A 24,794-nucleotide genomic window follows, 5' to 3' on the forward strand; every position below is an offset into this window, starting at 1 on the left:
GAAGACCCTTCACGGGCGGCCGTCTCTGTCACCGTCACCCGGCGCGGAGTCGGCCAACTCGGCCGCGCACGCCGCCATGGACACGCACACGAGGTGACCGCCTCCTTCCCGCAGCGAGCGGGCCGCCGCCTGAGCCGCGTAGATACCGGTGACAGGATCGGCGATCGCGTCACCCAGGAACGTCGGGCCCCCGCCGTCCGGGCCGAGCGACACGAGTCCCCCCGCGACGGCCGCGTCGTCGCCGAAGGCGATGCGGTCGTCGTCCCGCCCGTATCCCGTGACGCTCACCCACACCCGGCCGGGTCGAGCCGCGAGGAACCGTTCCGCGCACAGCCCGAGGCGGCGCAGTGCGCGAGGACGGGAGGCCTCGATCACGACGTCGGCGTCGGCCACCGTGGCCAACAGAGCGTCGCGGTCGGCGAAGTCGAGGACCACGCTGCGGTGGCCGTGGTGCAGGTGCCGGTAGAAGGCAGGGGTGCCACGTCGCGCGCCATCAGGCCGCCCGGCGCACTCCACCTTCACCACGTCGGCCCCCGCCAGACCGAGCAACCGCGCGCACAGCGGCCCGGCCCACAGCGCGGAGAAGTCCGTGACGCGTACGGCACTGAACGGCTTCGGGGTTCCCACGCGCCCGGCATGCTCGCGCAGGACAGGCGGGCGCCGGCCGGTCTCGGACCCGAGGAACGCCGCGGCCACGCCCAGGAGTTGGGCATGATCTACCGCCTCAGCGGCAGGGCGCGCGGCCACCGCCCTCCTCAGCCGTCTCAGGGGGTCCCGCTCCAACTCCCCTCCGCCGCCTAGGAGGTTGAGCAGGGCGGGGAGTGCGGCGTGATCGTCAGGGCGGGCCAGGTTGACGGCCACCCAGCCATCGGCGGCCCGCATCAGGTGACAGGAGCCACCGGCTGAGGTGCGGCCCGGAGCGGCGAGGCCCGCGAGACGGGCGCGCAGGAACAGCTCCGTCTCAAGGTCGACCGGCACGCCTGTGAGCTCGGTGAGGTCACGCGCGACAGCGACAAGGGGGTGGAGACGATCGCCCGCAGACCGCGTCCAGGCGGGTGCCCGGCCGTCGGCAAGAGCGTAGTTCTCCATTCTCGCATCCACCCTTCTCCCCTGGCGGCAGCCAAACTACACTCGCGGCGACATGAGCGGGAGAGGGGAGCACCAGCCAGCATGCAGGCGCCCCTCAGGCTCGTCGACCTGGACAGTCCCCGCGCTTCTATGCAGAAGGACGCCGCCTTCGGGACGAATCCGGCCATCGTCATCGGATACGCCACCGAACCCGTCGATGTCCCGGTGGAGGAGTACGACGTCCTTCTCACCGCCGCGCCGGACGCACCACGCCCCTGGGTCACCCACGCCGATCCGCCGGCGGCGGCAGACCGGCTCGCCCGCGTGGTGGCGGAACGCACCGAGGCAGCCGTCGCCCTGATCCAAGTGCTGCGCATGGGGAGGAACTTGGGGCCGGAGGAACGACTTGTCGCCGAATCGCTCGCGTACTCCGTCCTGCAGAGCGGCGCGGCTTTCCGGCATTGGCTCGCCACCACGCCGCGCAGTGCGGCGCGCCCCTCCTCGCAGCCGGTGCGCCTGGCCCGGTGCGGTGAACGGCTGACCATCACGCTCGACCGCCCCTGGGTGCGCAACGCGGTGGACGCGGCCACCAGGGACGCCCTGTGCGAGGCCCTGTCGGTCGTCCTCGCGGACCCGTCCGTGACACGGGTCGACCTGCGGGGCAACGGGCCCGCCTTCTGCAGCGGCGGCGACCTCTCCGAGTTCGGGACGTCGCACGATCCCGCCCGCGCTCACCTGCTGCGCGTCGACCGCAGCCCGGCGGCCCGGCTCCTGCGCTGCGCCGAGCGGGTGACCGCGCATCTGCATGGCGCGTGTGTGGGTGCGGGCATCGAGCTCGCGGCGTTCGCCGCCCGGGTCGTCGCCACGCCCGACACCCGGATCCAGCTTCCCGAGATCGGCATGGGCCTGATCCCCGGGGCCGGCGGCACGGCAAGCATCCCCCGCCGGATCGGGCGCCACAGGACCGCGTATCTCGCCTTGTCAGGGACGACTTTGACGGCACGTCAGGCCTTGTCATGGGGATTGGTGGACGAAGTCGCCCCTGCCGCAGGATCGGCGGCGTACACGTGACCCGCCTCCGGGCCACTCCTCGCGGGACGCTGACTCATCGCACGTGATGAAGGCGTTGACTTCACCCCGGCCACATGCTTCGATTCCCGCCAGGTGGAAATGTAATTCTCTTCTATACGCAACACCCCTCTCCCAAAGTGTGATGTCGTGGTGCAAGGAGCGGTCGCTCGATGAGTATCGATCTGCACAACGCCGTCGCGGTGGTCACCGGCGCGGGCAGCGGGATCGGGCGTGCCGCCGCGCGCGCCTTCGCCCGGCGCGGCGCTCGGGTGGTGGTCACCGACCTCGACGCCGAGCGTGCGCACGCCGTCGTGGAGGAGCTCGGCGCACTCGGGGGCGAGGCCGTCGCCGCGGCGTGCGACGTCACCGTCATCGACGACCTCCAGGCCGTCCGTGACCTGGCACTGCACCGGTTCGGCCGCGTCGACCTGGTGATGAACAACGTCGGGATCCTGGCCGTCGGCCCCGTGGAGGCCATCCCTCTCGAGGCATGGCAACGCGTGATCGACGTGAACCTGTTGAGCGTGGTCCGCAGCAACCTGGTGTTCCTGCCCGTGCTGCTGGAACAGGGCGCGGGACACGTCGTCAACACGGCTTCCACGGCGGGCCTGTTGCCCTACGGGTACGACCGCCTGCCGTACACGGCGACGAAGCACGCGATCGTCGGGCTGTCCGAGGCGCTCGCCCTGTATCTGCGGCCGCGCGGCATCGGGGTCTCGTGTCTGTGCCCGGCCGGTGTGGCCACCAACATCGTCGAGCAGATCACCTTCTACGGAGAACCGGCACCGCCGCAGGGCCCCGCGTTCCCGGTGGTGGACGCCGAGTCGGTCGGTGAGCTCGTCGCCGACGGCGTCAGCGAGGACCGTTTTCTCATCCTCACCGCACAGGAAGCCGCCGCTGAGCTGCGCGAACTCGGAGCGGACGTCGATCACTACCTGTCCCGACTGACCAAGGACATGCCATGAGCAGCACACTCGACCGCCTGAGTCTGGACGGCAAGGTCGCCGTCGTCACCGGTGGCGCCGGAGCCATCGGCCAGGTCTACGCCCGGGCCCTGGCCGAGGCCGGCGCCCGGGTCGTCCTGGCCGATCTCGACGGCGAGGGCGCCGACCGAGCGGCCAAGTCCCTCTCCTCCGACGGTCTGCGCGCCCTCGGCGTGCGGGTCGACATCACCGACCGCGATTCCGCCGCCGCCATGGCCGAGCAGGCCGTCGGTGCGTTCGGCGGGATCGACATCCTCGTCAACAATGCCGCGTTGATGGCCGACATACCCCAGGTGGATCTTCTGGAGCTGCCGACCGAGTGGTTCGACCGCGTCATGCGGGTCAACGTGCTGGGCGCCATCATCTGCGCGGGTTCGGTAAAGGCGTCGATGGTCGAGCGCGGTGGCGGGCGGATCATCAACCAGGTGTCCGCCGGGGCCTTCATGGGGGGCGGCATCTACGGCGTGAGCAAGCTCGCCCTGGTCAACGTCACCGTCGGCCTGGCCCGTTCGCTCGGCCCGCTGGGCATCAACGTCAATGCCATCGCGCCCGGACTCGTGGAGAACGAGCCCGGGTTCAGGAGTCTGCCCGCGGACCACCCCGCCCGCGCCGCCCTCGCCTCCGCCATCCCCGGCAAGAAGTCCGCGCCCCCGGAGGACCTGCTCGGCACGCTGCTCCTGCTGGCGTCTTCCGCCGGTGAGTGGATCAACGGGCAGACGATCAGCGTCGACGGCGGCTGGGTCACGCGGCTGTGAGCTCGGCTGCGAGGAATGAGAGGCGGAATGAGAGAGGGGCACACCCATGACGGACGACATGCCTCGCGCGCGCGTCGGCTTCATCGGTCTGGGCAGCCAGGGCGGGCCGATGGCCCGTCGCATCGTCGAGGAGTCGTATCCCCTGACGCTGTGGGCGCGGCGCCGTGCGTCCACCGATGCCTTCGCCGACACGGCCGCCGTCGTGGCCGGCTCGCCGGCCGAGTTGGGGGCGGCGAGCGACCTCGTGTGTCTGTGCGTCGTCGCGGACGCCGACGTCGAGGACGTACTGCTGCGACCCGACGGCGTCCTGGCGGGCATGGCACCGGGCGGGGTGGTGGTCATCCACTCCACGATCCGCCCGGACACCTGTCGGCGCATCGCCGACGAGGCCGCCAAGCGCGACATATCCGTAGTGGACGCCCCGGTCAGCGGCGGGGGCGGCGCGGCCGCGGAACGCAGGCTGCTGGTGATGGCCGGTGGGGAGGAAGCGGATGTCGACCGCTGTCGTCCGGTGTTCGAGACCTTCGCGGACCCGGTGATCCATCTCGGCCCTCTGGGCAGCGGCCAACTCACCAAGCTGCTCAACAACTTCGTGTTCACCGCCCAGGTCGGGCTGGCCCTCGACACCTTCTCCTTCGCCGAGCGGCTCGGCATGGACCGCGCGGCGGTCGCGCAGGTCCTCGGGCACGGCAGTGGCGGCAGCCGGGCGGCGGCGATCCTGTCCGCGTCCGGTTTCGACACCGCCGGGCTGCGTCAGGCACGGTCCCTGTTGCTCAAGGACGTCGACATCATGCGTGACGTCGCCCGCACCGCCGAGGTCACCGAACCGGCCAGGCTCGCCCAACTGGCCGCGCACACCTTGTCGTTGCTGAACGCTCCACCGACATCGTGACCCGGCGCACCGCCCATCCGTACGAGAACGAGAACAAGGCGGCCGACATGACCACAACCTCCTCTCCTTCCTCCCGTTCCTCCAGTCCGGGCGCGACCGGCGATCTCGGCGTGACCGGCCCTCTTGTCAACGGCACCTGGCTCGACAAGACGTCCATGGGCGCGGTCGACCACGTCAATCCCGCGACCGCCCGCACCAACGGCTCCGTCCTCCTGTCCGGGCCGCAGGAGGTCGACGACGCCGTCGCCGCGGCCAAGGCGGCTCACCCGGAGTGGCGGGCCATGTCCCCGGACAAGCGGCGGCGGATCCTCCAGCGTGTCGAGGAGTTGATGCTGGCGCGCGTCCCCGAGCTGGGCCGTCTCACGACCCTGGAACTCGGCGCCCCCATCACCATGGCGTCGGCGCTCGCCCACCTGTGCGCAGGGTGGTTCGGGTACTACGCCGGCTGGGCCGACAAGATCGAAGGCTCGACGATTCCGCCGAGCCCGGTGATGGTCCCGGGCCTCGACTACACCGTCCCGGAGCCGTACGGGGTCGTCGGGATCATCCTGACCTGGAACGGTCCGATCATGTCGGTCGGCATGAAGATCGCGCCCGCGCTCGCCGCCGGGAACTGTGTCGTCGTGAAGTCTCCCGATCTCGCGCCATTCACGGTGGCGCGCTTCGCGGAGATCGCCCTGGAGGCAGGGCTGCCGCCCGGGGTGCTGCACATCCTGCCCGGCGGGCCCGAGGCCGGTGAACACCTCGTACGCCACCCCGACGTGGACATGATCTCCTTCACCGGCGGGATCCCGACCGCGAAGAAGATCCTCGACTCCGCGCGCCACAGCCTCAAGCCGGTCCTGCTCGAACTCGGCGGCAAGACGGCGAGTGTGGTGTTCCCCGACGCCGATCTCGACGAGGCCGTCGCCTCAACGGTCCGCTCCTGCTTCAATCTCTCCGGCCAGGGCTGCAACCTCACCACGCGCCTGCTGGTCCACCGCGACGTGTACGAGCGCGTCGTGCAGACGGCCGCCGGGGCCGCCACGGCGCTGGGGGTCGGCGACCCCTTCGCCCCGACCACGGCGCTCGGTCCGGTGATCGGTGCCGCGGCCCGCGACCGGATTCTCGGGGTGATCGAGCAGGCGGCCGACAACAGCAGGCTCGTCGTCGGCGGCCACGCCGTCGACCCGGCGGCGCTGGCACCGGACGTTCGCGACGGGTACTTCGTCGAGCCGACGGTCCTCGCCGATGTCGATCCCGGCAGTGACGTCGCGCGGCACGAGGTGTTCGGCCCGGTCCTCTCGATTCTCCCGTTCGGCACCGAGGAGGAGGCGGTCGCGCTGGCCAACTCCACCCCGTACGGCCTGGGCGCCGTCCTGTACACCCGTGACGTGTCGCGGGTGCAGCGTGTCGTTCCCCAACTGCAGGCGGGCACCGTGCACGTCAACGGAGCGTCCGGGCAGCCGCCGGGTGCGCCCTTCGGCGGCTACAAGCACAGCGGTCACGGCCGCGAGGGCGGCAAGGAAGGGCTGTTCGAGTTCCTCCAGACCAAGAACGTCTTCATCCGCGCGTAAGCACGCCAGGAGGCACTCATGAACGACAGCCAGGCGGACCGGATTGCGACCGAGGTCCTGACGACCGATCAACTGCCTTCAGCGCAGACACCTTTCGGACGGGCATCACGCGACTTCCTGTACGGGCAGGTGTGGTCGCGGCCCGGGCTGAGCAGGCGGGACCGCCGCTGGGTCACCCTCACCTGCGTGGCCGCCGCCGACTCGCCCGACCCGATCGAGGAGCACGTCCACGCGGCACTCGTCGGCGGGGACATCGACCTCGCGGAGATGCTGGAGTTCGTGCTGCACTTCGCGGTCTACTGCGGCTGGCCCAAAGCGTCGCACCTCGAAGGTGCCGTCGGCCGCCAGTGGGACCGTATCCACCGCGAACGCGGCGAAGAGACCCCGCCCTGGCCGGTGCTGGACAACGGCACGCTCGGCCCGGGTGACATGGAGAAGCGGCTGGAGCGTGGCGTGGAGGAGTTCATCGACGTCAACCTCACCCCCGCCCCGCCGGCCAACTCACCGTACCGGCACGCGGGAATCCTGGGCTTCGTGTTCGGGCACGTCTGGCAGCGGCCCGGCCTCACGCGCCGCGAGCGCCGGATCATCACGGTCGCCAGCGTCGCGCTCGACGACTCGCCGCTCCCGCTGCGCACGCACGTCGGCGCGGCGCTCCACTCCGGTGACCTCACCAAGGAGGAGATGGACGAGATCGTGCTGCAGTTCGCCGCCTACTACGGCTTCGCGAAGGGCGACGCACTCGCGGACGCGGTCGAGGCGGCGTGGGCGGTCAAGCCCGCCTGACCGACCGTGCGCCGCCCGGAACGGACCGGTCTCACGGACGGACCGGGCTCACGGACGGACTCACGGTCGGCGCAGGGATTCCGCGGCGAGTTCCCCGATGAGGACGGCGGTGGCAGCCGGTCCCCGCAGCGGCGCGTCCGGAAGGACGGAGGTGTCGGCCACCCGCAGGCCGGTGACTCCGTGCACCCTCCCGTGGGCGTCGACCGCGCCCCGCGGCCCCATCGGGACGGTGCCGCACGTGTGCTGAGCCGTTCCGAGGTGCGTCCGGACCCACTGGTCGAGTGCGCGGTCGTCGTCGATCACGCCCCGGTCGAACGGTTCGGCCGGCCCCGCGCACACCTCACCGAACGCGGCCGTGCTCAGTACCCGCCATGCCGCCCGGACGGCCTCGCGCAGCCTGCCCCTGTCGTCCGGGGTGGCGAGATAGCCGTAGTCGACGTGCGGGGGAACCTCCGGGTCGGCCGACACGGTCCGCAACCCACCGCTGCGACGAGGTGTCAGCACGGACACCAGGAACGCCGACGCCGCCCACCCTGCCGACACGGTTCCGCCGGTCAGCGCGGTCAACGGCAGGAGCGACTGGAGGACTTCGAGGTCCCCGGCGCTCTGCCCTCCCGAGGAGGACGCCAGATGAAGCACTCCGCCGAGCCATGTGCTCTCGGGGGTGGGCAGGGAGTGTCGCGGCTGCCACGTCACGGCCAACTGAGGGTGATCGCTGATCGCGGCGCCCACGGAGGGCAGGTCCGCCACGACATGGATCCCGAGGTCGGCGAGCCGCCACGCCGGACCGATCCCCGACAGATTCAGCAGATGGGGCGTGACCAGCGCTCCCGCACACACCACGACCTCGCCGGCCAGGAAGACGACAGGTCGCCCCGCGTGCTCGGCGACCACCCCTGTCGCCCGGCCGCACTCGATGACGATCGAGCGCACCGTGTGCTCGCCCCGCACGGTGAGGTTCGGTCGGGCGGCGGCTCCAGGCAGGTAGGCAAGTGCGGTGTTGACACGGCGGCCTGCACGCGTGTTCGTCGGCACGGCGCCGAAACCCGGCTGGTCCTGCGCGTTCTTGTCGACTTCCGCCGGGTGCCCCAACTCACCTGCCGCAGCGGCGAACGCGGCCGCGGCCGGATGGTCCAAGGCAGCGCGCCGTACCGGCACAGGGCCCGCGGTCCCGTGTGCCGGCCCGTCCGGATGGTCGAAGTCGGCCTCCATCGCCCGCAGGAACGGCAGGACCCGCTCGTACGACCATCGCGCGTCGCCCGCCTGCCCCGCCCACCGCGCGAAGTCTGCCCGGCGGGCCCGGATGAAGTAGCAGCCGTTGACAGTGGTCGAACCGCCCAGGACACGGCCCCTGGGAGCGGTGTAGGGGTGCTCCGGGGTGAGGTGCACAGGCACAGGCCGTACGTCCGGGTGGCCGGGTTGCGCGCCCGGGACCAGGCGCGCGTCCAGTGACGCGTCCGGGAACCCGTGATCCGGCACCGGCCCCGCCTCCAGAAGCAGTACCTCGCAGTCCGTGTCCTCGCTGAGCCGGGAGGCCACCACCGCGCCACTGCCGCCCCCGCCCACCACCAGCACATCGGGGATCGACACCGGTTCAGGGTTCCCTTCCTCGCGTCGTGGAAATACTATTCTCTTCAACAGAGAATATTAGATTCAACCATGTCATACAGGAGCCTCAATGTCGGATACGCATGAATCGACAGCGGCCGGTACGGCGGTCGAGACCGAGGCCGAGTACGCCGGACCGAGCGCCCCGGACGACCACGAGCCCCTCACGGACTCCCTGATCGAGGACATCTCCATCGACGGCATGTGCGGCGTGTACTGATGCCCACGGACAGCCCCGGCCCCCGCGCCGACCTCGACCGGGCATGGGCCCTGCACCCTCAGGTCTCCCTGCGGCCCGAGCCGTTCGGCGCGCTCCTCTACCACTTCGGCACCCGTCGGCTGACCTTCCTCAAGGACCCTCGCCTGGTCGAGATCGTCCGCCGCCTGCCCGAGGCGCCGTCGGCGCGCGCCGCATGCGCGGATTGCCGCATACCTGATGCCGAACTGCCCCGGTTCGGGGCGGCGTTGGCGTCCCTGGCGGAGTCCGCCATGCTCGTCGAGCGCGCGCAGTCCGGCCGCCACGACCTGAAGGGCTCGGGACTCGCATGACCACCGCCCCCGCCGACGCTCGACAGCCGCGCCTGACCGAACTGTTCGAGGCCGGCCTCGACGCACCCATCTGCCTCACCTGGGAACTGACCTATGCCTGCAATCTGGCGTGCGCCCACTGCCTGTCCAGTTCGGGGCGGCGTGACCCACGCGAACTGACCACCGCGGAAGCCAAAGCCGTCATCGACGAGCTGGAGGCCATGCAGGTCTTCTACGTCAACATCGGCGGCGGGGAACCGACGGTCCGCCCCGACTTCTGGGAACTGCTCGACTACGCCACCGCGCATCGGGTCGGCGTGAAGTTCTCCACCAACGGGGTGCGGATCACGCCGGACACCGCCCGGCGGGTCGCGGCCAACGACTACGTCGATGTCCAGGTGTCGCTGGACGGCGCGACGCCCGAGGTCAATGACGCGCTGCGAGGGCCCGGTTCGTACGCGACCGCTCTGCGCGCCCTCACCCACCTCGCCGAAGCCGGCATGCGGGGCGTCAAGCTCTCCGTCGTGTGCACCCGCCACAACATCCCCCAGATCGACGACTTCAAGGCCCTCGCGGACCGCTTCGGGGCGCAGCTGCGACTGACCCGGCTGCGGCCGTCCGGACGCGGCGCCGACGTCTGGGACGAGCTGCGTCCCACCGCCGGCCAGCAGCGAGAGTTGTACGCATGGCTGCTCGACCACGGCGACTCCGTGCTGACCGGGGACTCGTTCTTCCACCTGTCGGCGTACGGACGTGCCCTGCCCGGGCTCAATCTGTGCGGGGCCGGCCGGGTGGTGTGCCTGATCGATCCGGTCGGTGACGTGTACGCGTGTCCGTTCGCGATCCACGACGAGTTCCTCGCCGGGAACGTACGGGATGCGGGCGGCTTCGCCGGAGTCTGGCGCTCGTCTCCTCTCTTCCAACGGTTGCGGGCGCCGCAGACCGGGGGTGCCTGCAGGTCATGCGGCTTCTACGACAGTTGCAAGGGCGGCTGCATGGCCGCCAAGTTCTTCACGGGTCTGCCGCTCGACGGGCCGGACCCCGAGTGTGTGCGCGGCTTCGGTGAAGAGCTGCTGGCTCGGCGGGCCGCCGACGGCACGGACCGGCCGAGGCCGAGTGTGGACCATTCTCGGCCCGTCCTCGTCCCTCTGACCCGTCGGCCGCCCGCGCCACCCGTGTCGGCCTGCGACGAGAGCCCACTGTCCGGATTCCGTCCTTGAAGTACCCGAGGAGGCAACCGAGTTGAGCCCCATCAACCCCCTGCGCAGAAACCCGTGGTTCGAGACGGTCGCCGAAGCCCGCAGGCGGGCGAGGCGGCGGCTGCCGGGCAACGTGTACGGCGCCCTGGTGGCCGGGGCCGAGCGTGGCCGGACGGTCGACGACAACACGGCTGCCTTCGGCGAGCTCGGGTTCGCCCCGCGGGTAGCCGGACACCACGGCGCGCGCGAACTGGCCACGACCGTCATGGGAGTCGAGACGTCGATTCCCGTGGTCGTCTCCCCCACCGGGGTCCAGGCGGTCGATCCCGACGGTGAGGTGGCCGTCGCCCGTGCCGCGGCCAACCGTGGCGTGATCATGGGGCTCAGTTCGTTCTCGAGCAAGCCGGTGGAGGAGGTCTGCGCCGCCAACCCGAACGTGTTCTTCCAGGTCTACTGGAGCGGCGAACGCGACGTGATGCTGCAGCGGATGGAGCGGGCGCGCCGGGCCGGCGCCAAGGCGCTCGTCGCCACGTTGGACTGGTCGTTCTCGCAGGGGCGCGACTGGGGCAGTCCGACGATCCCGGAGCGGATCGACCTGCGGACGGCCCTGCGCATGGCACCCCAAGTCCTGCCCCACCCGGGCTGGTTGTGGCGGTTCGCGCGCACCGGACGCGTACCGGACCTGACCGTGCCGAACCTGCAGCCACCCGGCGGCCGGGCGCCGACGTTCTTCGGTGCGTACAGCGAATGGATGGGTACGCCGCCTCCGACATGGGACGACGTCAAGTGGCTGCGGGAGGAGTGGGGCGGGCCGTTCCTGCTGAAGGGTGTGTGCCGGGTCGACGACGCGCGGCGGGCGGTCGACGCGGGCGTGAGCGCGATATCGGTGTCCAACCACGGCGGCAACAACCTGGACACCACGCCCGCGACCATCCGCCTGCTGCCGGCGATCGCCGAGGCGGTGGGCAGCGAGATCGAGGTCCTGCTCGACGGTGGAGTGCGGCGGGGCGGCGATGTCGCCAAGGCGCTCGCCCTGGGCGCGCGAGCCGTGCTCATCGGCCGCGCCTATCTGTGGGGGCTGGCAGCGAACGGGCAGGCCGGCGTGGAGAACGTCCTCGACATCCTGCGCGGCGGCCTGGACTCCGCGGTCCTGGGCCTCGGCCGCGCCTCGGTCCACGAACTGTGCCCGGACGACCTGCACGTGCCGCCCGGGTTCGCCGTGGCCCTCGGCGGCGGCTCCGGCTCGGGACGCTGAGGTGACCGACCGGCTCGCGGACATGTCCTGGCCGGACATCCCGGACGACGCCCTGGTTCTCGTGCCCCTCGGCTCGACCGAACAGCACGGCCCGCACCTGCCTTTGTCCACGGACACCGTGATCGCGCGGGCCGTGGCTCGGCGCGCGGCCGGCCTCCTGCCCGGCAGGGTGCTGGTGGCACCGGCGATCCCGTACGGGGCGAGCGGGGAACACGCGGACTTCCCGGGCACCGTGTCCATCGGCCATGAGGCCCTGCGGCACGTACTCGTCGAGACGGTCCGTTCCCTCGCACCGTGGGCCGACCGGGTCGCCTTTGTGAACGGCCACGGCGGCAACGCCGAAACACTGCGGGCGGCCGTCGTCGAGCTGCGCCACCAGGGGCACGACGTGGGCTGGGTCGGGTGCGAGGTCCCTGGTGGCGACGCCCACGCCGGCTTCACGGAGACGTCTGTGCTGCTGCACCTCGCGCCGGAACACGTGCTCATGCGGCGCGCGGCCCCCGGGGACCGGCGGCCTCTCGCGGCCCTCATGCCGCAGCTGCGGGCGGCCGGCGTCCGAGCCGTCTCGCCGACCGGTGTCCTCGGCGACCCGACCGGCGCATGTGCTGACCAAGGGCGACGGATACTGCGGGAGTTGGCTGCGGACGTGGCCTCGCGGCTGGCTGCCTGGCGTGCCGACGATCAAGGAAGGCTGTCGCGATGAATCGGCACACGTCCCGCCCGGCCGCGCGACCGGCAGGGCAGGCCGGTGCGCCGGCCACGAGCTCGCTGACACCTCCTGGGCTGCGGGTCGCGCTCGCCCGCTCCACGTCGTTCAGGGCGGGCCATCGTGTGGCAACGGGCGGCGCCCCGTGGGGAGTCGCCCGGTTCAAAGAGGCCGCGCTCCCGTACCTCGCAGCCCTGCGCCGAGCCGGACGCACCGGCCTTGCCCCCGACACGACCGTGGGCCGAGCCCTGGCCCGGCAACTCGTCGACCGAGGGCTCGCCCACCCGGTGCCCGCGCCCCGCCCCGGCCCGCACCCGGTGACGGTGGTGGTCCCCGTTTTCGGGCGGCCGACCGAACTGCACCGCTGTCTGGGCTCGTTGCGGGGACTGCCGGTGGTGGTCGTGGACGACGGATCGCCCGACCCCGGCCCCGTGCGCGTGGCCGCCGAGACGCACGGAGCGCGCCTTGTCCGCCATGAGGTGAATCGCGGCCCGGCGGCCGCCCGCAACACCGGGCTCGCGCTGGTCGACACCCCGTTGGTCGCGTTCGTCGACTCGGACTGCCGCCCCGACGACGGCTGGCTGGACGTCCTCGTCCCGTCCTTCGACGACCCGAAGGTGGCGGCGGTCGCTCCGCGGATCGTGCCGGACGTCCCCTCGCCCCCGACGGGTCTGCTCGCGCGCTACGAGGCCGCGCGCTCCACCCTCGACCTGGGACAGGACCAGGACCTCGTGCGTCCCGGCGCGCGAGTCGGCTTCGTACCGACGGCCACACTCGTCGTACGAAGGGACGTACTGCGCGAGGTCGTGTTCGACGAGGACCTGCGGCTCGGCGAGGACGTCGACTTCGTGTGGCGGCTGCACGACCGCGGCCTGCACGTGCGCTACCAGCCGCGGGCGCGCGTCGCCCACACGCCCCGGCTCGCCTGGCGTGACGCGGCACGCCGCAGGCACGAGTACGGCACGTCGGCCGCCGCTTTGGCCGAGCGCCACCCTGGCCGGCTCGCTCCTGCCCGCCCCTCCGTCTGGAACCTGCTGACCCTGGCGTGCGTCGCCCAGGGCCGTCCGCGTGCGGGGGCCGTGAGCGCGCTGGTGTCCGCGGGGCTGTTGCGACGCCGCCTTTCGGGGACGCCGGGCGCTACGGGACTGAGTGTGTCGGTGGTGGCACAGGGTTTGGTGGCCGATGCGGCAACCATGGGGCTCGCGCTGCGCCGTGAGTGGTGGCCGCTGGGGCTGCTGTGTCTCGGTGCCGCGCCCCGCACGCGCGTCGCTCGCGCGGCCACGGCGGCCATGCTCCTGCCTGTCGCCGCGGAGTGGGTCACGCGCGGGCCGGCACTGAGCCTCCTCCCTTGGACGACCCTCCGGTGCCTCGACGACCTGGCGTACGGCACCGGAGTGACCGCCTCGGCCTTGCGCCACCGTTCACTCGCCGTGCTGACCCCTGAGGTGCGCCTGCCCTTCAGGCAACGGTCTGCGGGCACCGCGCCGCATGAACGCGTTCCCAGGAGCCGTCAGGACACGTGACATACAACCGTCGTTGCCGCACAGTGAACTGACGCTTCATCAGGTAACACTCTGATCACGAAGCCGAACGGCAGTCTTCCCGCGCTCACTCCCGCGGCCTACCTTCCAACGAAAACCGACCACGTGGTAATAGTTGACTCTGCCACGGCTTCGGCGGACCCGTAGACGCCGAAGTGCCCCCACTCGCAGCTACGTTCACGGCTTCACGTATGGCACCGACGCACTGACGAAGGTCTCGGCTCTCCCGGTCCCGGACGAAGGAATACGCCCATGCGCATTCGACACCCGCACTCCCGGCCACGACCGCACTCGCGGGCCCTGACCGCCACCGGCAGCGACTGGGCGACCAAGAAGGGCATCACCTACCTCGGTGACGGCTCCACGACCATGTCCACCATCCGGCAGTTCGGCGTGGCCGAGGCCGCCCGCGGGCAGGCGCAGTGATGGCCAGGCTGCCCATGCACGGACTTCGCCGTACCCCTGAAATCGATCTGACCGGCGAGTGGCAGTTCCGGCTTCTGCCGCACGGCACCTGGAAGACGGTGCAGGTGCCGGACCTGTGGACGATGCGCGAGGACGATGACCGGCCGCACTACACCAACGTGCCGATGCCGTTCCCCGACGTGCCACCGCGGGTGCCCCAGGACAATCCGGTCGGTGTCTACCGGCGCCTGGTCGATCTCTCGCCGCAACCCGGGCGGCGGACGATCCTGCACGTCGGAGCGGCCGAGGGCCTGCTCCACGTGACCGTCAACGACCGCGACCTGGGCACCAGCACCGACTCCCACCTGGCCGCCGAGTTCGACATCACCGACGCGGTACAGGCGGGTCCGAACACGATCCAGCTCACCGTGCACAAGTGGTCGGCCGCCAGCTATCTGGAGGACCAGGATCACTGGTGGCAGTCCGGGCTGAGCCGTCCGGTCCATGTGTACACGGTGCCGGACACCCGGCTGGCCGATGTGCGGGTGGTCGCCGACTACGACCCGCAGACCGCGATGGGTGCCCTCGATGTGGAGGTTCTCACCGAAGGGCTGGATCATCTGCCGGAGTCGGGCTGGACGGTCAGGATCGGAGTACTCGGGCAGACGTACACGGCACCGGTGAATCCGCGACTGGCGGCGGCGACCATGCCCCGACCCGCCGACGCCCGCTCGCTCCGGCCCGAGCCGGTGCTGCCCACCGATTTCGACTTCTCGGGCCTGGTCAGCCTCAAGGCGTCCGGCGCGCCGTTGGACGGGCCGATGCGCCAGGCGGCGGAGATGATGGTCAGCCACTCCCACCCGACCGTGCGGCCCCGGCCCGGCACGGCGACCTTCGCGCTCAGCGACCTGGCGGTCCGGCCCTGGTCGGCGGAGATCCCCCATCTGGAGGGGCTCGACGTCGAACTGGTGGCGCCGGACAGCAGCGTGGTCGACCGCACCAGCATGGAGATCGGCTTCCGCCGCGTACGGATCGAGGGCCGTGACCTGCTGGTGAACGGCGAGCGGGTGCTCATCCAGGGGGTCAACCGCCACGACGTCGACGCGCGCACCGGCCGGGTGGTCTCCCGGGAACTCATGCTGGCCGAGCTGTCGTTGCTCAAGCGGTTCAACGTCAACGCCATCCGCACCTCGCACTACCCCAACGACCCCTACCTCCTCGACCTGGCCGACGAACTCGGCTTCTACGTCGTGGACGAGGCCGACATCGAGGCGCACGCGTTCACGTCCACCGTCCCGCACGATCCGCGTTACCTGCCCGAATTCCTGGAGCGGGTCTCCCGGATGGTGCTGCGCGACCGCAATCACCCGAGCGTCGTCATCTGGTCGCTGGGCAACGAGACCGGGTACGGGGCCAACCACGACGCCGCCGCGGCATGGGTACGACGTTTCGACCCGACCCGTCCTGTGCAGTACGAGGGCGCCATCGCCGTCGACTGGCATGGCGGACATGGCGCGAGCGACATCGTCTGCCCGATGTACCCCCACCTCGACGCGCTCCGGGCCTTTGACGGCGACCGGCCGGTGATCCTGTGCGAGTACGCCTATTCGCAGGGCAACTCCACCGGTGGCCTGGCCGACTACTGGGAGCTGTTCGAGACACTGCCGGGCTTGCAGGGCGGGTTCATCTGGCAGTTCAAGGACCACGCGCTCGATCCGGACGGTGACGGCCGTTACCGTTACGGCGGCGACTTCGAGGATCACCCCAACGACGGTCCCGTCCTGCTGAACGGTCTGGTCTTCTCCGACCTCACCCCCAAGCCGGCCTTTTATGAGGCGCGTGGCCTGTTCAGTCCGGTGAGTGTCGCGTCGGACGACTCGGACGGCCGCCGGCTGACGATCCGCAACCGGCAGTTCTTCGCCGACCTGAGCGGCTACGAACTGGAACTACGGGTGGAAACGGAGGCGGGACGGACCGCCTCCCGAACGGTACCGACACCCGCGGTCGCACCACGGGGCGAGGCCCGTATCCCGATCCCCGACGACCTCGTCAAGCAGCTCGACGACGCGCTGGCGCTGACGGTGACCGTACGCACCCGCAAGGACAGTCGCTGGGCCCCCGCGGGCACGGAGATCGCCGTCCATCAGGTGACTTTCCCGCGCCGGCCGGTGGTACTCCCGCACGGCACAGCCCGGACCGAGGAGATCAGCCACCCGCTGCTGCGGACCCCTCCGCGGCTCTGCCTGTGGCGGGCCCTCACCGACAACGACCGTGCCTTCGCCCTGGACAACCGGTTCGAGCGCTCCGGGTTCTTCGAACTTGTGCCGGTCGAGGGCGGCTACCGGACCGCGTGGGGGGACGAGATCGTGCACCGGCGGACGATCCGTCAGGTCGGCGAGGCCGACTGGGTGCTGTCCGAGCGGGTCGTCCTTCCCGAGGGGACGGAGGACGGGCTGCGGGTGGGTATGGAGTTCATCCTCGTCGAGGGCTTCGAGCACGCGCGATGGACCGGGCTCGGGCCCTGGGAGAACTATCCGGACCGTCGGGCCTCCGCCCTGCTCGGCACCTGGGAGAGCCCCGTCGACGAGCTGGCCGTGCCGTACATCAGGCCCTCGGAGAACGGGGGGCGTGGCGAGGTCACCCGGCTGGAGGTGAGGGGACCGGCGGGCACGGTGCGCACAGCGCATGCGCCGATGCACATGACGGTCGGCCGTCACACCGTGGCGCGACTCGAAGCAGCCGCCCACTGGTGGGAGCTGCCGCCGAGCCGGGAGACGGTGGTCCACCTGGACGCCGCCCACCGCGGAGTCGGCATGGCCTGCCTGGGCCCCGACACCCGCCCGGAGTTCCGTCTCACTGCCACCGAGTACGCCTGGGAATGGAGGCTCACGCTCTCGACGCCGCCCTAATGAATCGTTTCAATCCATCGCACAGACAAGGGCAATGTCATGGATCACAGAAGCCGCCTGACGCGCGCCGCGGCCGGGCACGCCATCAGCCGACGGTCCGTTCTCGGAGGCGTGGGCGCAACCCTCGTGGTGGGCGCCCTCTCTTCAGCCGGCTCCGCAGCGGCCCGGTCGCGAGAGCCCGGCGAACACGCCGGTCCGGGCTCGGCGTTCGTCACGCCGCCGATGCGGCAGAGACCGCGACTTCGCTACCCCACCGCTGGCGGGGCGGCAGCGCCTGGATCGACCTGGGAGAGGTCAACGACGTCTTCTCCGTACGGATCAACGGCACCGACCTGCCGCCCGCCGACCAACTGGACACCGTGATCGACGCGGGTCCCTACCTCCGCAGCGGTACGAACACGATCGAAGTGCGCGTCGCCACCACCTTGGCCAACGCCGTCAATCCAGCCGCTGGGCACCGCTACGGTCTCCTGGGCAGCCACGGCGAGGTGACCATCACGCCGTACACGCGCGCCGTCGTCACGCGATCGACAGCAGGCCGGCGCAGTAACCGGAGGTGACCCGCCGGGAAGGCTTGGGCAATGACGCCTGACTCTTCGTTGGGCACGCCGTGTTCCTCCCCCAGGAACGCTGCCGAACGGCCGTCCGCGCGGGAGCGGGCCGGGGCGGCGCGGCACACGAGATCCCACGTGCCGTCCCGGCCCCCGCTCATCACTCCGGAGGAAAGACCACTTCTTCCGTGTCCGCATCAACGATCGAAATCGCCTCGATCGGGCAGGACTCGGCGACTTCGAGGACCTCCTCCGAAGCCGGCAGGGTCTCGGAGGTCGCGCGGCCCTGCCCCTGCTCGTCGAGCTTGAACTCCGTTGGGGCCGAGGCCGCACACAAGCCCGTACGGACGCACACGCGCGGGTCGACCGTGACCTTCCAGCGATCCCCCATGGTCATGCTCCTCGGATGACGAGCGGCAGCGTCTTCCAGCCCCGGACGGTCGAGGTCTGGGCCAGCTCCGCGCCGTCCCAGTCCACCTCCCAGTCCGGGAAGCGCCGCAGGATCTCCTCCGCCGCCACCTTTCCCTCCAGGCGGGCCAGCGCTGCGCCCAGGCAGTAGTGGGCGCCGACACCGAACGACATGTGCTGGCTGACCCGGTGGATGTCGAAGCGGTCCGGGTCGTCGAAGCGGTCCGGGTCGCGGTTGGCGGCGGCCTGGATGAAGAGCATGGCGCTGCCGGCCGGTACCGTCCGGCCGTGGAGCTCCACGTCCCGGGTGACGTAACGGGCGGTGAACGGGCCGGTCGGCTCGAACCGCAGGATCTCCTCGATGGCGTTCGGGATGAGGGACGGGTCGGCCACCAACTCCCGCCGGGCTTCCGGGTAGCGGGCCATGACCGCGCCGAACCAGCCGATGAGCCGGCCCGTCGTCTCGTTTCCGGCACCCGCGACCACCGTGCAGTAGGTGAGGACCTCCCCGTCGGTGAGGGTGCGCCGGTTCCCGTTCTCGTCCTCGAACTCGGCGGTCATGAGCTCGGTCATGAGGTCGTCGGAGGGGTGCTTCTTGCGCCACTCGATGTAGTCCTGGAAGCCCTCGGTGTTGAGGATGTCCTCCTGGGCGATCCGGCCGCCGTCGCCGGTCTCCAGGGTTGCGTCCGTGCGGTCGCGGAAGGTCGCCTGGTCGGCCTCGGGGATACCGAGCAGCATCCCGATCACCCGCATCGGCATCTCGGCGCCGACGGCCTCCACGAGGTCGAACCGGTCGGCACCGGTGACGGGTTCCAGGACCCGCTCGCAGAAGGCCCGGATCCTGGGCTCCAGTTGGGCGATCCGGCGTGGGGTGAAGACGCGGGCGAGCAGTCGGCGGTGGATGTCGTGGACCGGCGGGTCCTCGAAGATCAAGGTGCCGGACGGCATCTCCATGCCGGTCTGGATGATCTCCAGGATGTCGCCGCGTGCGGAGGAGAACGTCTGCCAGTCCGCCAGGCCGCGCTGGCAGTCGGCGTACCGGCTGACCGCGTAGAAGTCGTGCCGGTCGTTGCGGTACAGCGGGGCTTCCTCACGTAGGCGGGCGTACAGGGGGTAGGGGTCCTTGGCGAGTTCCGCGTCGAAGGGGTCCCAGTACAGGGGCGGCTGTGCGGTGGTCATTTGAGCATGGCTCCCGCGTCGATGGTCATGGTCGTGCCGGTGACGAAGCGGCCTTCGTCCGAGGCGAGGTAGAGGACGGCGTTGCTGATGTCGACCGCCTCGACCCAGGGGGTGGGCAGCAGGTGCATGCCTTGCGACACGGCGGCGAAGTCGTCGACGGTGGGGTTCTCCAGGTCGGGCCGGAACATCCGGTACGTCTCGTCGTGCATCACCATCGGCGTGTTCACCTGGGTGGGGTGCAGGCTGTTGACTCGGATGTTGTGCTCGCCCAACTCCCAGGCGAGCGTGCGCATCAGGCCCACCACGCCGTGCTTGGCGGCGATGTAGTGCCCGATGTTGGCGTGGCCGCGCAGGCCGCCGACGGAGCTGGTCAGGATGACCGAGCCGCCCCGCCCGCCGGCGACGATGTGCGGCGTGGAGACCTTGGTGGTGAGCCAGACGCCGGTCAGGTTGACGTCGATCATGTCCCGCCAGGTCTTCTCGTCCATGGCGTCGAGCCGGGCTCCGTCGCTGCCGAGGCCCGCGTTGGCGCACACGATGTCCAGGCGGCCCAGCTGGGCCACGCCGTCGTCCACGGCGGCCTTGAGCGCGTCGTGGTCGCGTACGTCGGCCTGCACGGCGACGATGCGCCGTCCCAGCTTCTGCACCCGGTTGACCGTCTCCTCCAGGTCCTCCGGGGTCGACATGGGGAACTGGACGCCGTCGAGCTGCTTGCACACGTCGACGGCGATGATGTCGGCTCCCTCCTCGGCGAGGCGGATCGCGTGGCTGCGTCCCTGACCGCGTGCCGCGCCGGTGATGAAAGCGACTTTTCCTTCGACTCGTCCGGGCATGGTGTACCTCGTTCCTGGTGGAAGGGCAGGCTCAGGAGGTGTTCTCGGCGGCCGGAAAGCCCGGTCACCGGTGGTGCCGTCGTCGGCCGCGCAGGCCGAGGGCGAGGATCAGCAGGGCGGCGGCCAGCGCGATCGGGACGGCCCGCTTGAGGGGGCCCGCGCCGGTCACGTCGATGAGGTCGAGCGGGGCGGCGGCGGTCTCGTCCGTGGCAGCGGGATTCGCGGAACGTTCCGCGGCAGCCGGGTGCGCTGAAGGTTCCGCGGCAGCCGGGTGTGCTGAACGTCCTCCGGATTCATGGGAGTTGGCGGTCAGTTCGGCGGCGAGGTTCTCGGCGAAGCGGTCCATCAGCGCACCGGACACCTCGGCGAGGGTGCCGCGGCCGAACTGGGCGGGCTTGCCCGTGATGTTGAGCTCGGTCTCCACGTACACGTCGGTGCGGTCGCCGCCGGCGTCGGTGAGGCGGCAGGTCACCAGTGCCTTCGCGGTTCCGTTGCCGCGTGCCTCCCTGCCGCCCGCCTCCAGGACCACGACCCTGGCCTGCTCGTCGCGCGACAGGAAGGTGACGGTGCCGTTGTAGGTGAGACCTATGGGGCCCAGTCTGACCTTGATCCTGCCTTGGTGTTCGTCGCCGTCGCTGGCCGTGAGCGTCGCTCCGGGAACGCAGGGCGCGACACGCTCGACGTCGAGGAGGACCCGCCAGGCGTCCTCCACCGCCACGGGAATGCTGAGGGTGTTCTCCAGTTTCATGCCGGGCCCTCCGTCACCGCGGTGCCCGCCGTGTCGGCGGCGGCCCGGACCGCGTTCACGATCCCCTGATAGCCGGTGCAGCGGCACAGGTTCCCGGTCAGCGCCTCGCGGATCTCCTCGTCGGTGGGCTTGGGGTTCTCGGCCAGGAAGGCGGTGACCGAGACGACGAAGCCCGGTGTGCAGAACCCGCACTGCAGTCCGTGGTGTTCGCGGAACGCCGCCTGGACCGTGGAGAGCCTGCCGTTCGGCCCGGTGAGTCCCTCGACGGTCGTCACCTCCGCCTCGTGGGCCTGCACGGCGAACACCAGGCAGGCACGGACCGCCTCCCCGTCCAGCAGCACCGTGCACGCGCCGCAGACGCCGTGCTCGCAGCCCAGGTGGGTGCCTGTGAGCCCGCAGTTCACACGGAGGAAGTCGGCGAGGGTCAGCCGGGGTCTTACGGTCTCCCGGCGGCTGGTTCCGTTGACGCGTACGTGAATCTCGATGGTGTCCACGGTGTCCACGTCAGCCATGGAGTGCCTCCTGTACGGCGCGTCGCCAGGCGCGGGCGACCATGGCGGCGCCCACGCGGGTGCGGTAGGGGGCCGACCCGTGCAGATCGGAGGGGACGGAGCCGAGACCTTCGGTCGCGGACCGCCCGATCTCCTCGGCGTCGGCTTCGAGGAGGTCGGAGCCGATGAGCGCGGCCTCGGTTTCCCGGGCGCGGACCGCGGTCGGGCCGAGCCCGAACAGGCCGATGGCGCACCGGTCGAGACGGCCGTCGCCGTCCATGCGGAGCGCGACCGTCGCCCCGGCGATGGCGAAGTCCCCGCTCCGGCGGGCGAACTCCTCGATGGCGAAGCCGCAACGTCCTTTCCAGACAGGGAAGTTGACCCCGGTCAGCAGCTCGTCGTCGGCCAGGTCTGTGCTCCACATGCCGGTCAGGAAACGCGCTGCCGGAATAGTGCGGCGGCCTCGCGGTGACAGTGCTTCCAGCTCGGCGTCCAGGGTCAGTGCCACCGCGGGGTATTCGGCCGCGGAGTCGGCGTGCGCCAGCGAACCGCCCACGGTTCCGCGGCTGCGGATCTGGAAGTGCCCGATGAAGGGGGTGGCGCGGGCGAGGAGCGGGACGGCGGCGCGGGCCTCGTCGGAGCGCTGGACGGTGGCTTGGGTGGTGGCGGCCCCGATCCACACCGTGTCGTCGCCGCGACGTTCGATGCCGCGCAGCTCGTCCAGGCGGCGCAGGTCGACGAGATGCCCGAAGGACGCCAGGCGCAGGGCCAGCATGGGAACGAGGCTCTGCCCTCCCGCGATGGCCTTCGCCTCGTCGCCCAGCTCGGCCAGCAGACCTACCGCTTCGTCCGTGTCGGCCGGGGCGTGGTACGTGAAGGGTGCGGGCTTCACAGGGTCACCGCCTGCCGTGTCCGGGCCTCCTCCACGAGGCCGACGACAGACGACGGCGTCAGCGGCAGACGGCTGATCCGCGCGCCGAGGGGCGCGAGGGCGTCGGCGACCGCGTTCACCACGGCCGGCGCGGAGCCGATCGCACCGCCCTCGCCGACTCCCTTGTATCCGCCGGGTCCTGGACTGGGCGTCTCTACGTGCCCCACCTCGATGACCGGCACCTCGGTGGCCGTGGGCAGCAGATAGTCCATGAATGACGTCGAGATGGGGTTGCCGTCAGGGTCGTAGGCCAGATGTTCGTAGAGCGCGCCGCCGATGCCCTGGACGGTGCCGCCGAAGATCTGTCCCTCCACCACACTCGGGTTGATCATCGGTCCGCAGTCCTCGCTGACGATGTACCTCAGCAGCTTCACCTCTCCGGTCACCACGTCCACCTCGCACGTGCACACGTGCGTCGCGTTCGCCCAGATCATCAGGTGCGGGGTGTGGTAGCGGCCGCTCGCCTCGAGCCCGGCGGGCACGCCGGGCGGCAGGGCGTGGACCTGGTAGTACGCGATGTCGGCGATCTCGGAGAGAGTGAGTCCGGCCTCGCCGGGGCGGCCTTTGGCCCACGCGCGCCCCCGGACGAACTCGATCTCCTCGACGGGGACTTCGAGCCGGTGGGCGGCGATCGCGCGGATCCGCTCGCGCAGTTCCCCCGCCGTCCGGGCGATCGCGCCCGCCGTCATGGGGCCCGACCGGCTTCCGCCGGTGCCGGCTCCGTACGGGGTGACAGCCGTGTCGCCCTGCACGGTACTGACGTCCTCGATGGTGACGCCGAGCGAGTCGGCGGTCAGCTGGACGACCGTGGTCTCCAGGCTGTTGCCGCACGACCCTCCGGCGACGTACACGTTGACCTTGCCGGAAGGCTCGATGCGAATCGTCGCCCCCTCGGTGGCGTGGAACGGCGTGGCGCCCGCGGTGGGTTCGACATACGTGCAGGTGCCGACGCCCAGATAGCGGCCCTGCTCCCGGGCGCGCCCCTGTTCCCGGCGGAACGCCTCGTAGTCGAGCATCGTCAGGGCCTGCTCGAAGGTCTCGCGGGGGGAGATGTGGTCGTAGGGCATGCCATTGAAGTTCGCCGTGGGCAGTTCCTCACGGCTCAGCATGTTCCGGCGCCGTAATTCCACGGGATCGAGGCCCAGTTGGCGCGCGGCGGTGTCGAGCAGAGTCTCGCGGGCCATCGACTCGTACTGCCAGGGCCCTCGGTAGGCGACCCGCCCGCTGGTGTTGGAGAACACGAACCGCGACGAGAACGTGCCCTCAGGGATCCGGTAGGGGCCGGGGAAGAGCATGCCGACCGCGATGCCGCTCTGCACCGGGGACGGTGTCGGGTAGGCGCCCGCGTCCTGGACGTGGTCGAGGGTCGCGGCCAGGATCCGGCCGTCGTCGTCGAAGGCCATCCTTGCCTCGCCGTGTTCGTGGCGCGCCTGTCCGGCCGCGAGAAGGTGCTCCTGCCGGTCCTCGATCCACTTGAGCGCGACGGGCAGTCTGGCGGCGGCGAGCATGACGCACATGTCCTCGCGCTGCGGCAGCACCTTCTGGCCGAACCCACCGCCGGTGTCCCGCATCACGACCCGCACCCGGTGCTCGGCGATGCCGAGCAGACGTGCGCAGAAGGACCGGACCTCGTGCGGGGACTGGGTGGAAGCCCAGATGGTCATCTCCCCGCCGGCCGCGGCGTATTCGGCGACGATGCCCCGGGTCTCCATCGGGACCGGCCCGTGGGACTGCTGGTACAGGGTCCGGCTTACGACGTGCGGCGCACGCTCGAAGACCGGATCGAGGTCCGCCATGGGGCGTCCGCCGAGTCGGCCGACGAGGTTGTCCGGCCGGTCGGCGTGCACCGATTCGGTGGAGTCCAGGGCCGTCGCGTAGTCGACGACCGGGGGCAGTGGCTCATAGTCGACGACGACCAACTCGGCCGCGTCCTCGGCGATGTAGCGGTCCGTGGCCACGACCATCGCCACCGGGTCGCCGACGAAGCGGACCTCGCCCTCGGCGAGCGGCGGCCGGGGGGTGTCCGGGTCGTCGCGTCCGTTCAGCGTGTACCACTGCTCATGGACGCCGGGGTTGAGGTCCGACGCGAGGAACACGGCGTGTACCCCGTCGAGTTGGAGCGCCTCGGACACGTCGATGCCGAGGACGCGGGCCCGGGCCATCGGGCTGCGGACGAAGCAGGCCTGCAGCATGCCGGGCCGCACGACGTCGTCGACGTATGTGCCGGTGCCGGTCAGAAGCCGTGGATCCTCGACTCGCAAGGTGCGCTTGCCGGCGTAGGCCGTGTCGCCCCCGGTTGGTGCCATCGGTCTGGCCCTCCGCTCAATGCTGAACGAGTGTTTAACCGAATGTGCTGAACGACTGTTTAACACCCGCTCTCCGGGAGCGTCA

General features: G+C 70.9%; 23 protein-coding genes. 14 read left to right on the forward strand and 9 right to left on the reverse strand.

Annotated features, from left to right (window positions below; translation table 11 throughout):
* Positions 1-9: 9 nt before the first annotated feature.
* Positions 10-1,089, reverse strand: a complete 1,080-nt coding sequence (locus tag OP79_RS19470; RefSeq protein WP_106972430.1) for a CoA transferase — start codon at positions 1,087-1,089, stop codon at positions 10-12.
* 81 nt (positions 1,090-1,170) lie between these two features.
* Here OP79_RS19470 and OP79_RS19475 point away from each other — a divergent pair, with 81 nt between their 5' ends.
* The 6 genes from OP79_RS19475 to OP79_RS19500 all read left to right on the forward strand — a co-directional run bounded on the left by OP79_RS19475 (position 1,171) and on the right by OP79_RS19500 (position 7,111).
* Positions 1,171-2,139: an enoyl-CoA hydratase/isomerase family protein gene (locus OP79_RS19475; RefSeq protein WP_033321532.1), complete on the forward strand. Its 969-nt coding sequence runs from the start codon at positions 1,171-1,173 to the stop codon at positions 2,137-2,139.
* Between the two features lie 170 nt (positions 2,140-2,309).
* A complete protein-coding gene (locus OP79_RS19480; RefSeq protein WP_033321533.1) occupies positions 2,310-3,104 on the forward strand; it encodes an SDR family oxidoreductase in 795 nt (264 codons plus the stop codon).
* A complete protein-coding gene (locus OP79_RS19485; RefSeq protein WP_033321534.1) occupies positions 3,101-3,877 on the forward strand; it encodes an SDR family oxidoreductase in 777 nt (258 codons plus the stop codon). The genes OP79_RS19480 and OP79_RS19485 overlap by 4 nt, the downstream gene beginning before the upstream one ends.
* Positions 3,878-3,923: 46 nt before the next feature.
* On the forward strand, positions 3,924-4,769 hold the full coding sequence (locus OP79_RS19490; RefSeq protein ID WP_245685381.1) for an NAD(P)-dependent oxidoreductase: 846 nt from the start codon (positions 3,924-3,926) through the stop codon (positions 4,767-4,769).
* On the forward strand, positions 4,766-6,325 hold the full coding sequence (locus tag OP79_RS19495) for an aldehyde dehydrogenase family protein (protein WP_245685382.1): 1,560 nt from the start codon (positions 4,766-4,768) through the stop codon (positions 6,323-6,325). The genes OP79_RS19490 and OP79_RS19495 overlap by 4 nt, the downstream gene beginning before the upstream one ends.
* A gap of 18 nt (positions 6,326-6,343) precedes the next feature.
* On the forward strand, positions 6,344-7,111 hold the full coding sequence (locus OP79_RS19500) for a carboxymuconolactone decarboxylase family protein (RefSeq protein ID WP_033321535.1): 768 nt from the start codon (positions 6,344-6,346) through the stop codon (positions 7,109-7,111).
* Between the two features lie 60 nt (positions 7,112-7,171).
* Here OP79_RS19500 and mftG read toward each other — a convergent pair whose 3' ends face one another.
* On the reverse strand, positions 7,172-8,701 hold the full coding sequence (gene mftG, locus OP79_RS19505) for a mycofactocin dehydrogenase MftG (protein ID WP_033321536.1): 1,530 nt from the start codon (positions 8,699-8,701) through the stop codon (positions 7,172-7,174).
* Positions 8,702-8,789: 88 nt separating this feature from the next.
* Between mftG and mftA the strand changes: the two genes are divergently transcribed.
* From mftA to OP79_RS19535, 8 genes are all read left to right on the forward strand, one after another.
* Entirely contained in the window at positions 8,790-8,939 is a 150-nt protein-coding gene (gene mftA, locus OP79_RS51040; protein ID WP_063741950.1) for a mycofactocin precursor MftA, read from the forward strand.
* Positions 8,939-9,268 carry a mycofactocin biosynthesis chaperone MftB gene (gene mftB / locus OP79_RS19510; RefSeq protein ID WP_051744750.1) on the forward strand — a complete coding sequence of 110 codons (330 nt, stop codon included), beginning with the start codon at positions 8,939-8,941 and terminating at the stop codon, positions 9,266-9,268. Before mftA ends, mftB begins: the two co-directional genes overlap by 1 nt.
* A complete protein-coding gene (mftC, locus tag OP79_RS19515) occupies positions 9,265-10,467 on the forward strand; it encodes a mycofactocin radical SAM maturase (RefSeq protein WP_033321537.1) in 1,203 nt (400 codons plus the stop codon). Before mftB ends, mftC begins: the two co-directional genes overlap by 4 nt.
* A 22-nt stretch (positions 10,468-10,489) precedes the next feature.
* Positions 10,490-11,701, forward strand: a complete 1,212-nt coding sequence (gene mftD, locus OP79_RS19520) for a pre-mycofactocin synthase MftD (RefSeq protein WP_245685383.1) — start codon at positions 10,490-10,492, stop codon at positions 11,699-11,701.
* Position 11,702: 1 nt separating this feature from the next.
* Positions 11,703-12,404 carry a mycofactocin biosynthesis peptidyl-dipeptidase MftE gene (mftE, locus tag OP79_RS19525; RefSeq protein WP_245685384.1) on the forward strand — a complete coding sequence of 234 codons (702 nt, stop codon included), beginning with the start codon at positions 11,703-11,705 and terminating at the stop codon, positions 12,402-12,404.
* On the forward strand, positions 12,401-13,930 hold the full coding sequence (mftF, locus tag OP79_RS19530; protein ID WP_051744751.1) for a mycofactocin biosynthesis glycosyltransferase MftF: 1,530 nt from the start codon (positions 12,401-12,403) through the stop codon (positions 13,928-13,930). The genes mftE and mftF overlap by 4 nt, the downstream gene beginning before the upstream one ends.
* A 270-nt stretch (positions 13,931-14,200) precedes the next feature.
* Positions 14,201-14,374, forward strand: coding sequence for a hypothetical protein (locus OP79_RS55305; protein ID WP_157857332.1), 174 nt, complete (start codon positions 14,201-14,203; stop codon positions 14,372-14,374).
* Positions 14,374-17,262, forward strand: coding sequence for a glycoside hydrolase family 2 TIM barrel-domain containing protein (locus OP79_RS19535; RefSeq protein WP_051744752.1), 2,889 nt, complete (start codon positions 14,374-14,376; stop codon positions 17,260-17,262). Before OP79_RS55305 ends, OP79_RS19535 begins: the two co-directional genes overlap by 1 nt.
* Before the next feature lie 711 nt (positions 17,263-17,973).
* Here the strand turns inward: OP79_RS19535 and OP79_RS19545 are convergent.
* The 7 genes from OP79_RS19545 to OP79_RS19575 form a co-directional block, all read right to left on the reverse strand.
* On the reverse strand, positions 17,974-18,204 hold the full coding sequence (locus OP79_RS19545) for a ferredoxin (RefSeq protein WP_033321540.1): 231 nt from the start codon (positions 18,202-18,204) through the stop codon (positions 17,974-17,976).
* Between the two features lie 2 nt (positions 18,205-18,206).
* Positions 18,207-19,400, reverse strand: coding sequence for a cytochrome P450 (locus tag OP79_RS19550; protein ID WP_033321541.1), 1,194 nt, complete (start codon positions 19,398-19,400; stop codon positions 18,207-18,209).
* Entirely contained in the window at positions 19,397-20,233 is an 837-nt protein-coding gene (locus OP79_RS19555; RefSeq protein ID WP_033321542.1) for a mycofactocin-coupled SDR family oxidoreductase, read from the reverse strand. The genes OP79_RS19550 and OP79_RS19555 overlap by 4 nt, the downstream gene beginning before the upstream one ends.
* 64 nt (positions 20,234-20,297) lie before the next feature.
* A complete protein-coding gene (locus tag OP79_RS19560; RefSeq protein WP_033321543.1) occupies positions 20,298-20,981 on the reverse strand; it encodes an SRPBCC family protein in 684 nt (227 codons plus the stop codon).
* Positions 20,978-21,493, reverse strand: coding sequence for a (2Fe-2S)-binding protein (locus OP79_RS19565; RefSeq protein ID WP_033321544.1), 516 nt, complete (start codon positions 21,491-21,493; stop codon positions 20,978-20,980). The genes OP79_RS19560 and OP79_RS19565 overlap by 4 nt, the downstream gene beginning before the upstream one ends.
* Positions 21,486-22,364 (reverse strand): FAD binding domain-containing protein, encoded by an 879-nt coding sequence (locus OP79_RS19570; protein ID WP_033321545.1) that lies wholly within the window; start codon positions 22,362-22,364, stop codon positions 21,486-21,488. Before OP79_RS19570 ends, OP79_RS19565 begins: the two co-directional genes overlap by 8 nt.
* Positions 22,361-24,709 carry a xanthine dehydrogenase family protein molybdopterin-binding subunit gene (locus OP79_RS19575; protein ID WP_033321546.1) on the reverse strand — a complete coding sequence of 783 codons (2,349 nt, stop codon included), beginning with the start codon at positions 24,707-24,709 and terminating at the stop codon, positions 22,361-22,363. Before OP79_RS19575 ends, OP79_RS19570 begins: the two co-directional genes overlap by 4 nt.
* Positions 24,710-24,794: the final 85 nt, after the last annotated feature.

Origin of the sequence: Streptomyces yerevanensis, assembly GCF_000716805.1 — a bacterium.
In the GTDB taxonomy this organism is placed as follows: Bacteria; Actinomycetota; Actinomycetes; order Streptomycetales; family Streptomycetaceae; genus Streptomyces; species Streptomyces flaveus.

What these genes read in the sequence shown, in the direction of transcription:
- OP79_RS19545 (WP_033321540.1), bottom strand. Translation starts at nt 18,204, where the DNA reads ATGGGGGATCGCTGGAAGGTCACGGTCGACCCGCGCGTGTGCGTCCGT.
- mftB (WP_051744750.1), top strand. Translation starts at nt 8,939, where the DNA reads ATGCCCACGGACAGCCCCGGCCCCCGCGCCGACCTCGACCGGGCATGG.
- OP79_RS19475 (WP_033321532.1), top strand. Translation starts at nt 1,171, where the DNA reads ATGCAGGCGCCCCTCAGGCTCGTCGACCTGGACAGTCCCCGCGCTTCT.
- OP79_RS19500 (WP_033321535.1), top strand. Translation starts at nt 6,344, where the DNA reads ATGAACGACAGCCAGGCGGACCGGATTGCGACCGAGGTCCTGACGACC.
- OP79_RS19555 (WP_033321542.1), bottom strand. Translation starts at nt 20,233, where the DNA reads ATGCCCGGACGAGTCGAAGGAAAAGTCGCTTTCATCACCGGCGCGGCA.
- mftA (WP_063741950.1), top strand. Translation starts at nt 8,790, where the DNA reads ATGTCGGATACGCATGAATCGACAGCGGCCGGTACGGCGGTCGAGACC.
- OP79_RS19485 (WP_033321534.1), top strand. Translation starts at nt 3,101, where the DNA reads ATGAGCAGCACACTCGACCGCCTGAGTCTGGACGGCAAGGTCGCCGTC.
- OP79_RS19575 (WP_033321546.1), bottom strand. Translation starts at nt 24,709, where the DNA reads ATGGCACCAACCGGGGGCGACACGGCCTACGCCGGCAAGCGCACCTTG.
- mftF (WP_051744751.1), top strand. Translation starts at nt 12,401, where the DNA reads ATGAATCGGCACACGTCCCGCCCGGCCGCGCGACCGGCAGGGCAGGCC.
- OP79_RS55305 (WP_157857332.1), top strand. Translation starts at nt 14,201, where the DNA reads ATGCGCATTCGACACCCGCACTCCCGGCCACGACCGCACTCGCGGGCC.
- OP79_RS19490 (WP_245685381.1), top strand. Translation starts at nt 3,924, where the DNA reads ATGACGGACGACATGCCTCGCGCGCGCGTCGGCTTCATCGGTCTGGGC.
- OP79_RS19565 (WP_033321544.1), bottom strand. Translation starts at nt 21,493, where the DNA reads ATGGCTGACGTGGACACCGTGGACACCATCGAGATTCACGTACGCGTC.
- mftC (WP_033321537.1), top strand. Translation starts at nt 9,265, where the DNA reads ATGACCACCGCCCCCGCCGACGCTCGACAGCCGCGCCTGACCGAACTG.
- OP79_RS19560 (WP_033321543.1), bottom strand. Translation starts at nt 20,981, where the DNA reads ATGAAACTGGAGAACACCCTCAGCATTCCCGTGGCGGTGGAGGACGCC.
- OP79_RS19550 (WP_033321541.1), bottom strand. Translation starts at nt 19,400, where the DNA reads ATGACCACCGCACAGCCGCCCCTGTACTGGGACCCCTTCGACGCGGAA.
- OP79_RS19480 (WP_033321533.1), top strand. Translation starts at nt 2,310, where the DNA reads ATGAGTATCGATCTGCACAACGCCGTCGCGGTGGTCACCGGCGCGGGC.
- OP79_RS19470 (WP_106972430.1), bottom strand. Translation starts at nt 1,089, where the DNA reads ATGGAGAACTACGCTCTTGCCGACGGCCGGGCACCCGCCTGGACGCGG.
- OP79_RS19535 (WP_051744752.1), top strand. Translation starts at nt 14,374, where the DNA reads ATGGCCAGGCTGCCCATGCACGGACTTCGCCGTACCCCTGAAATCGAT.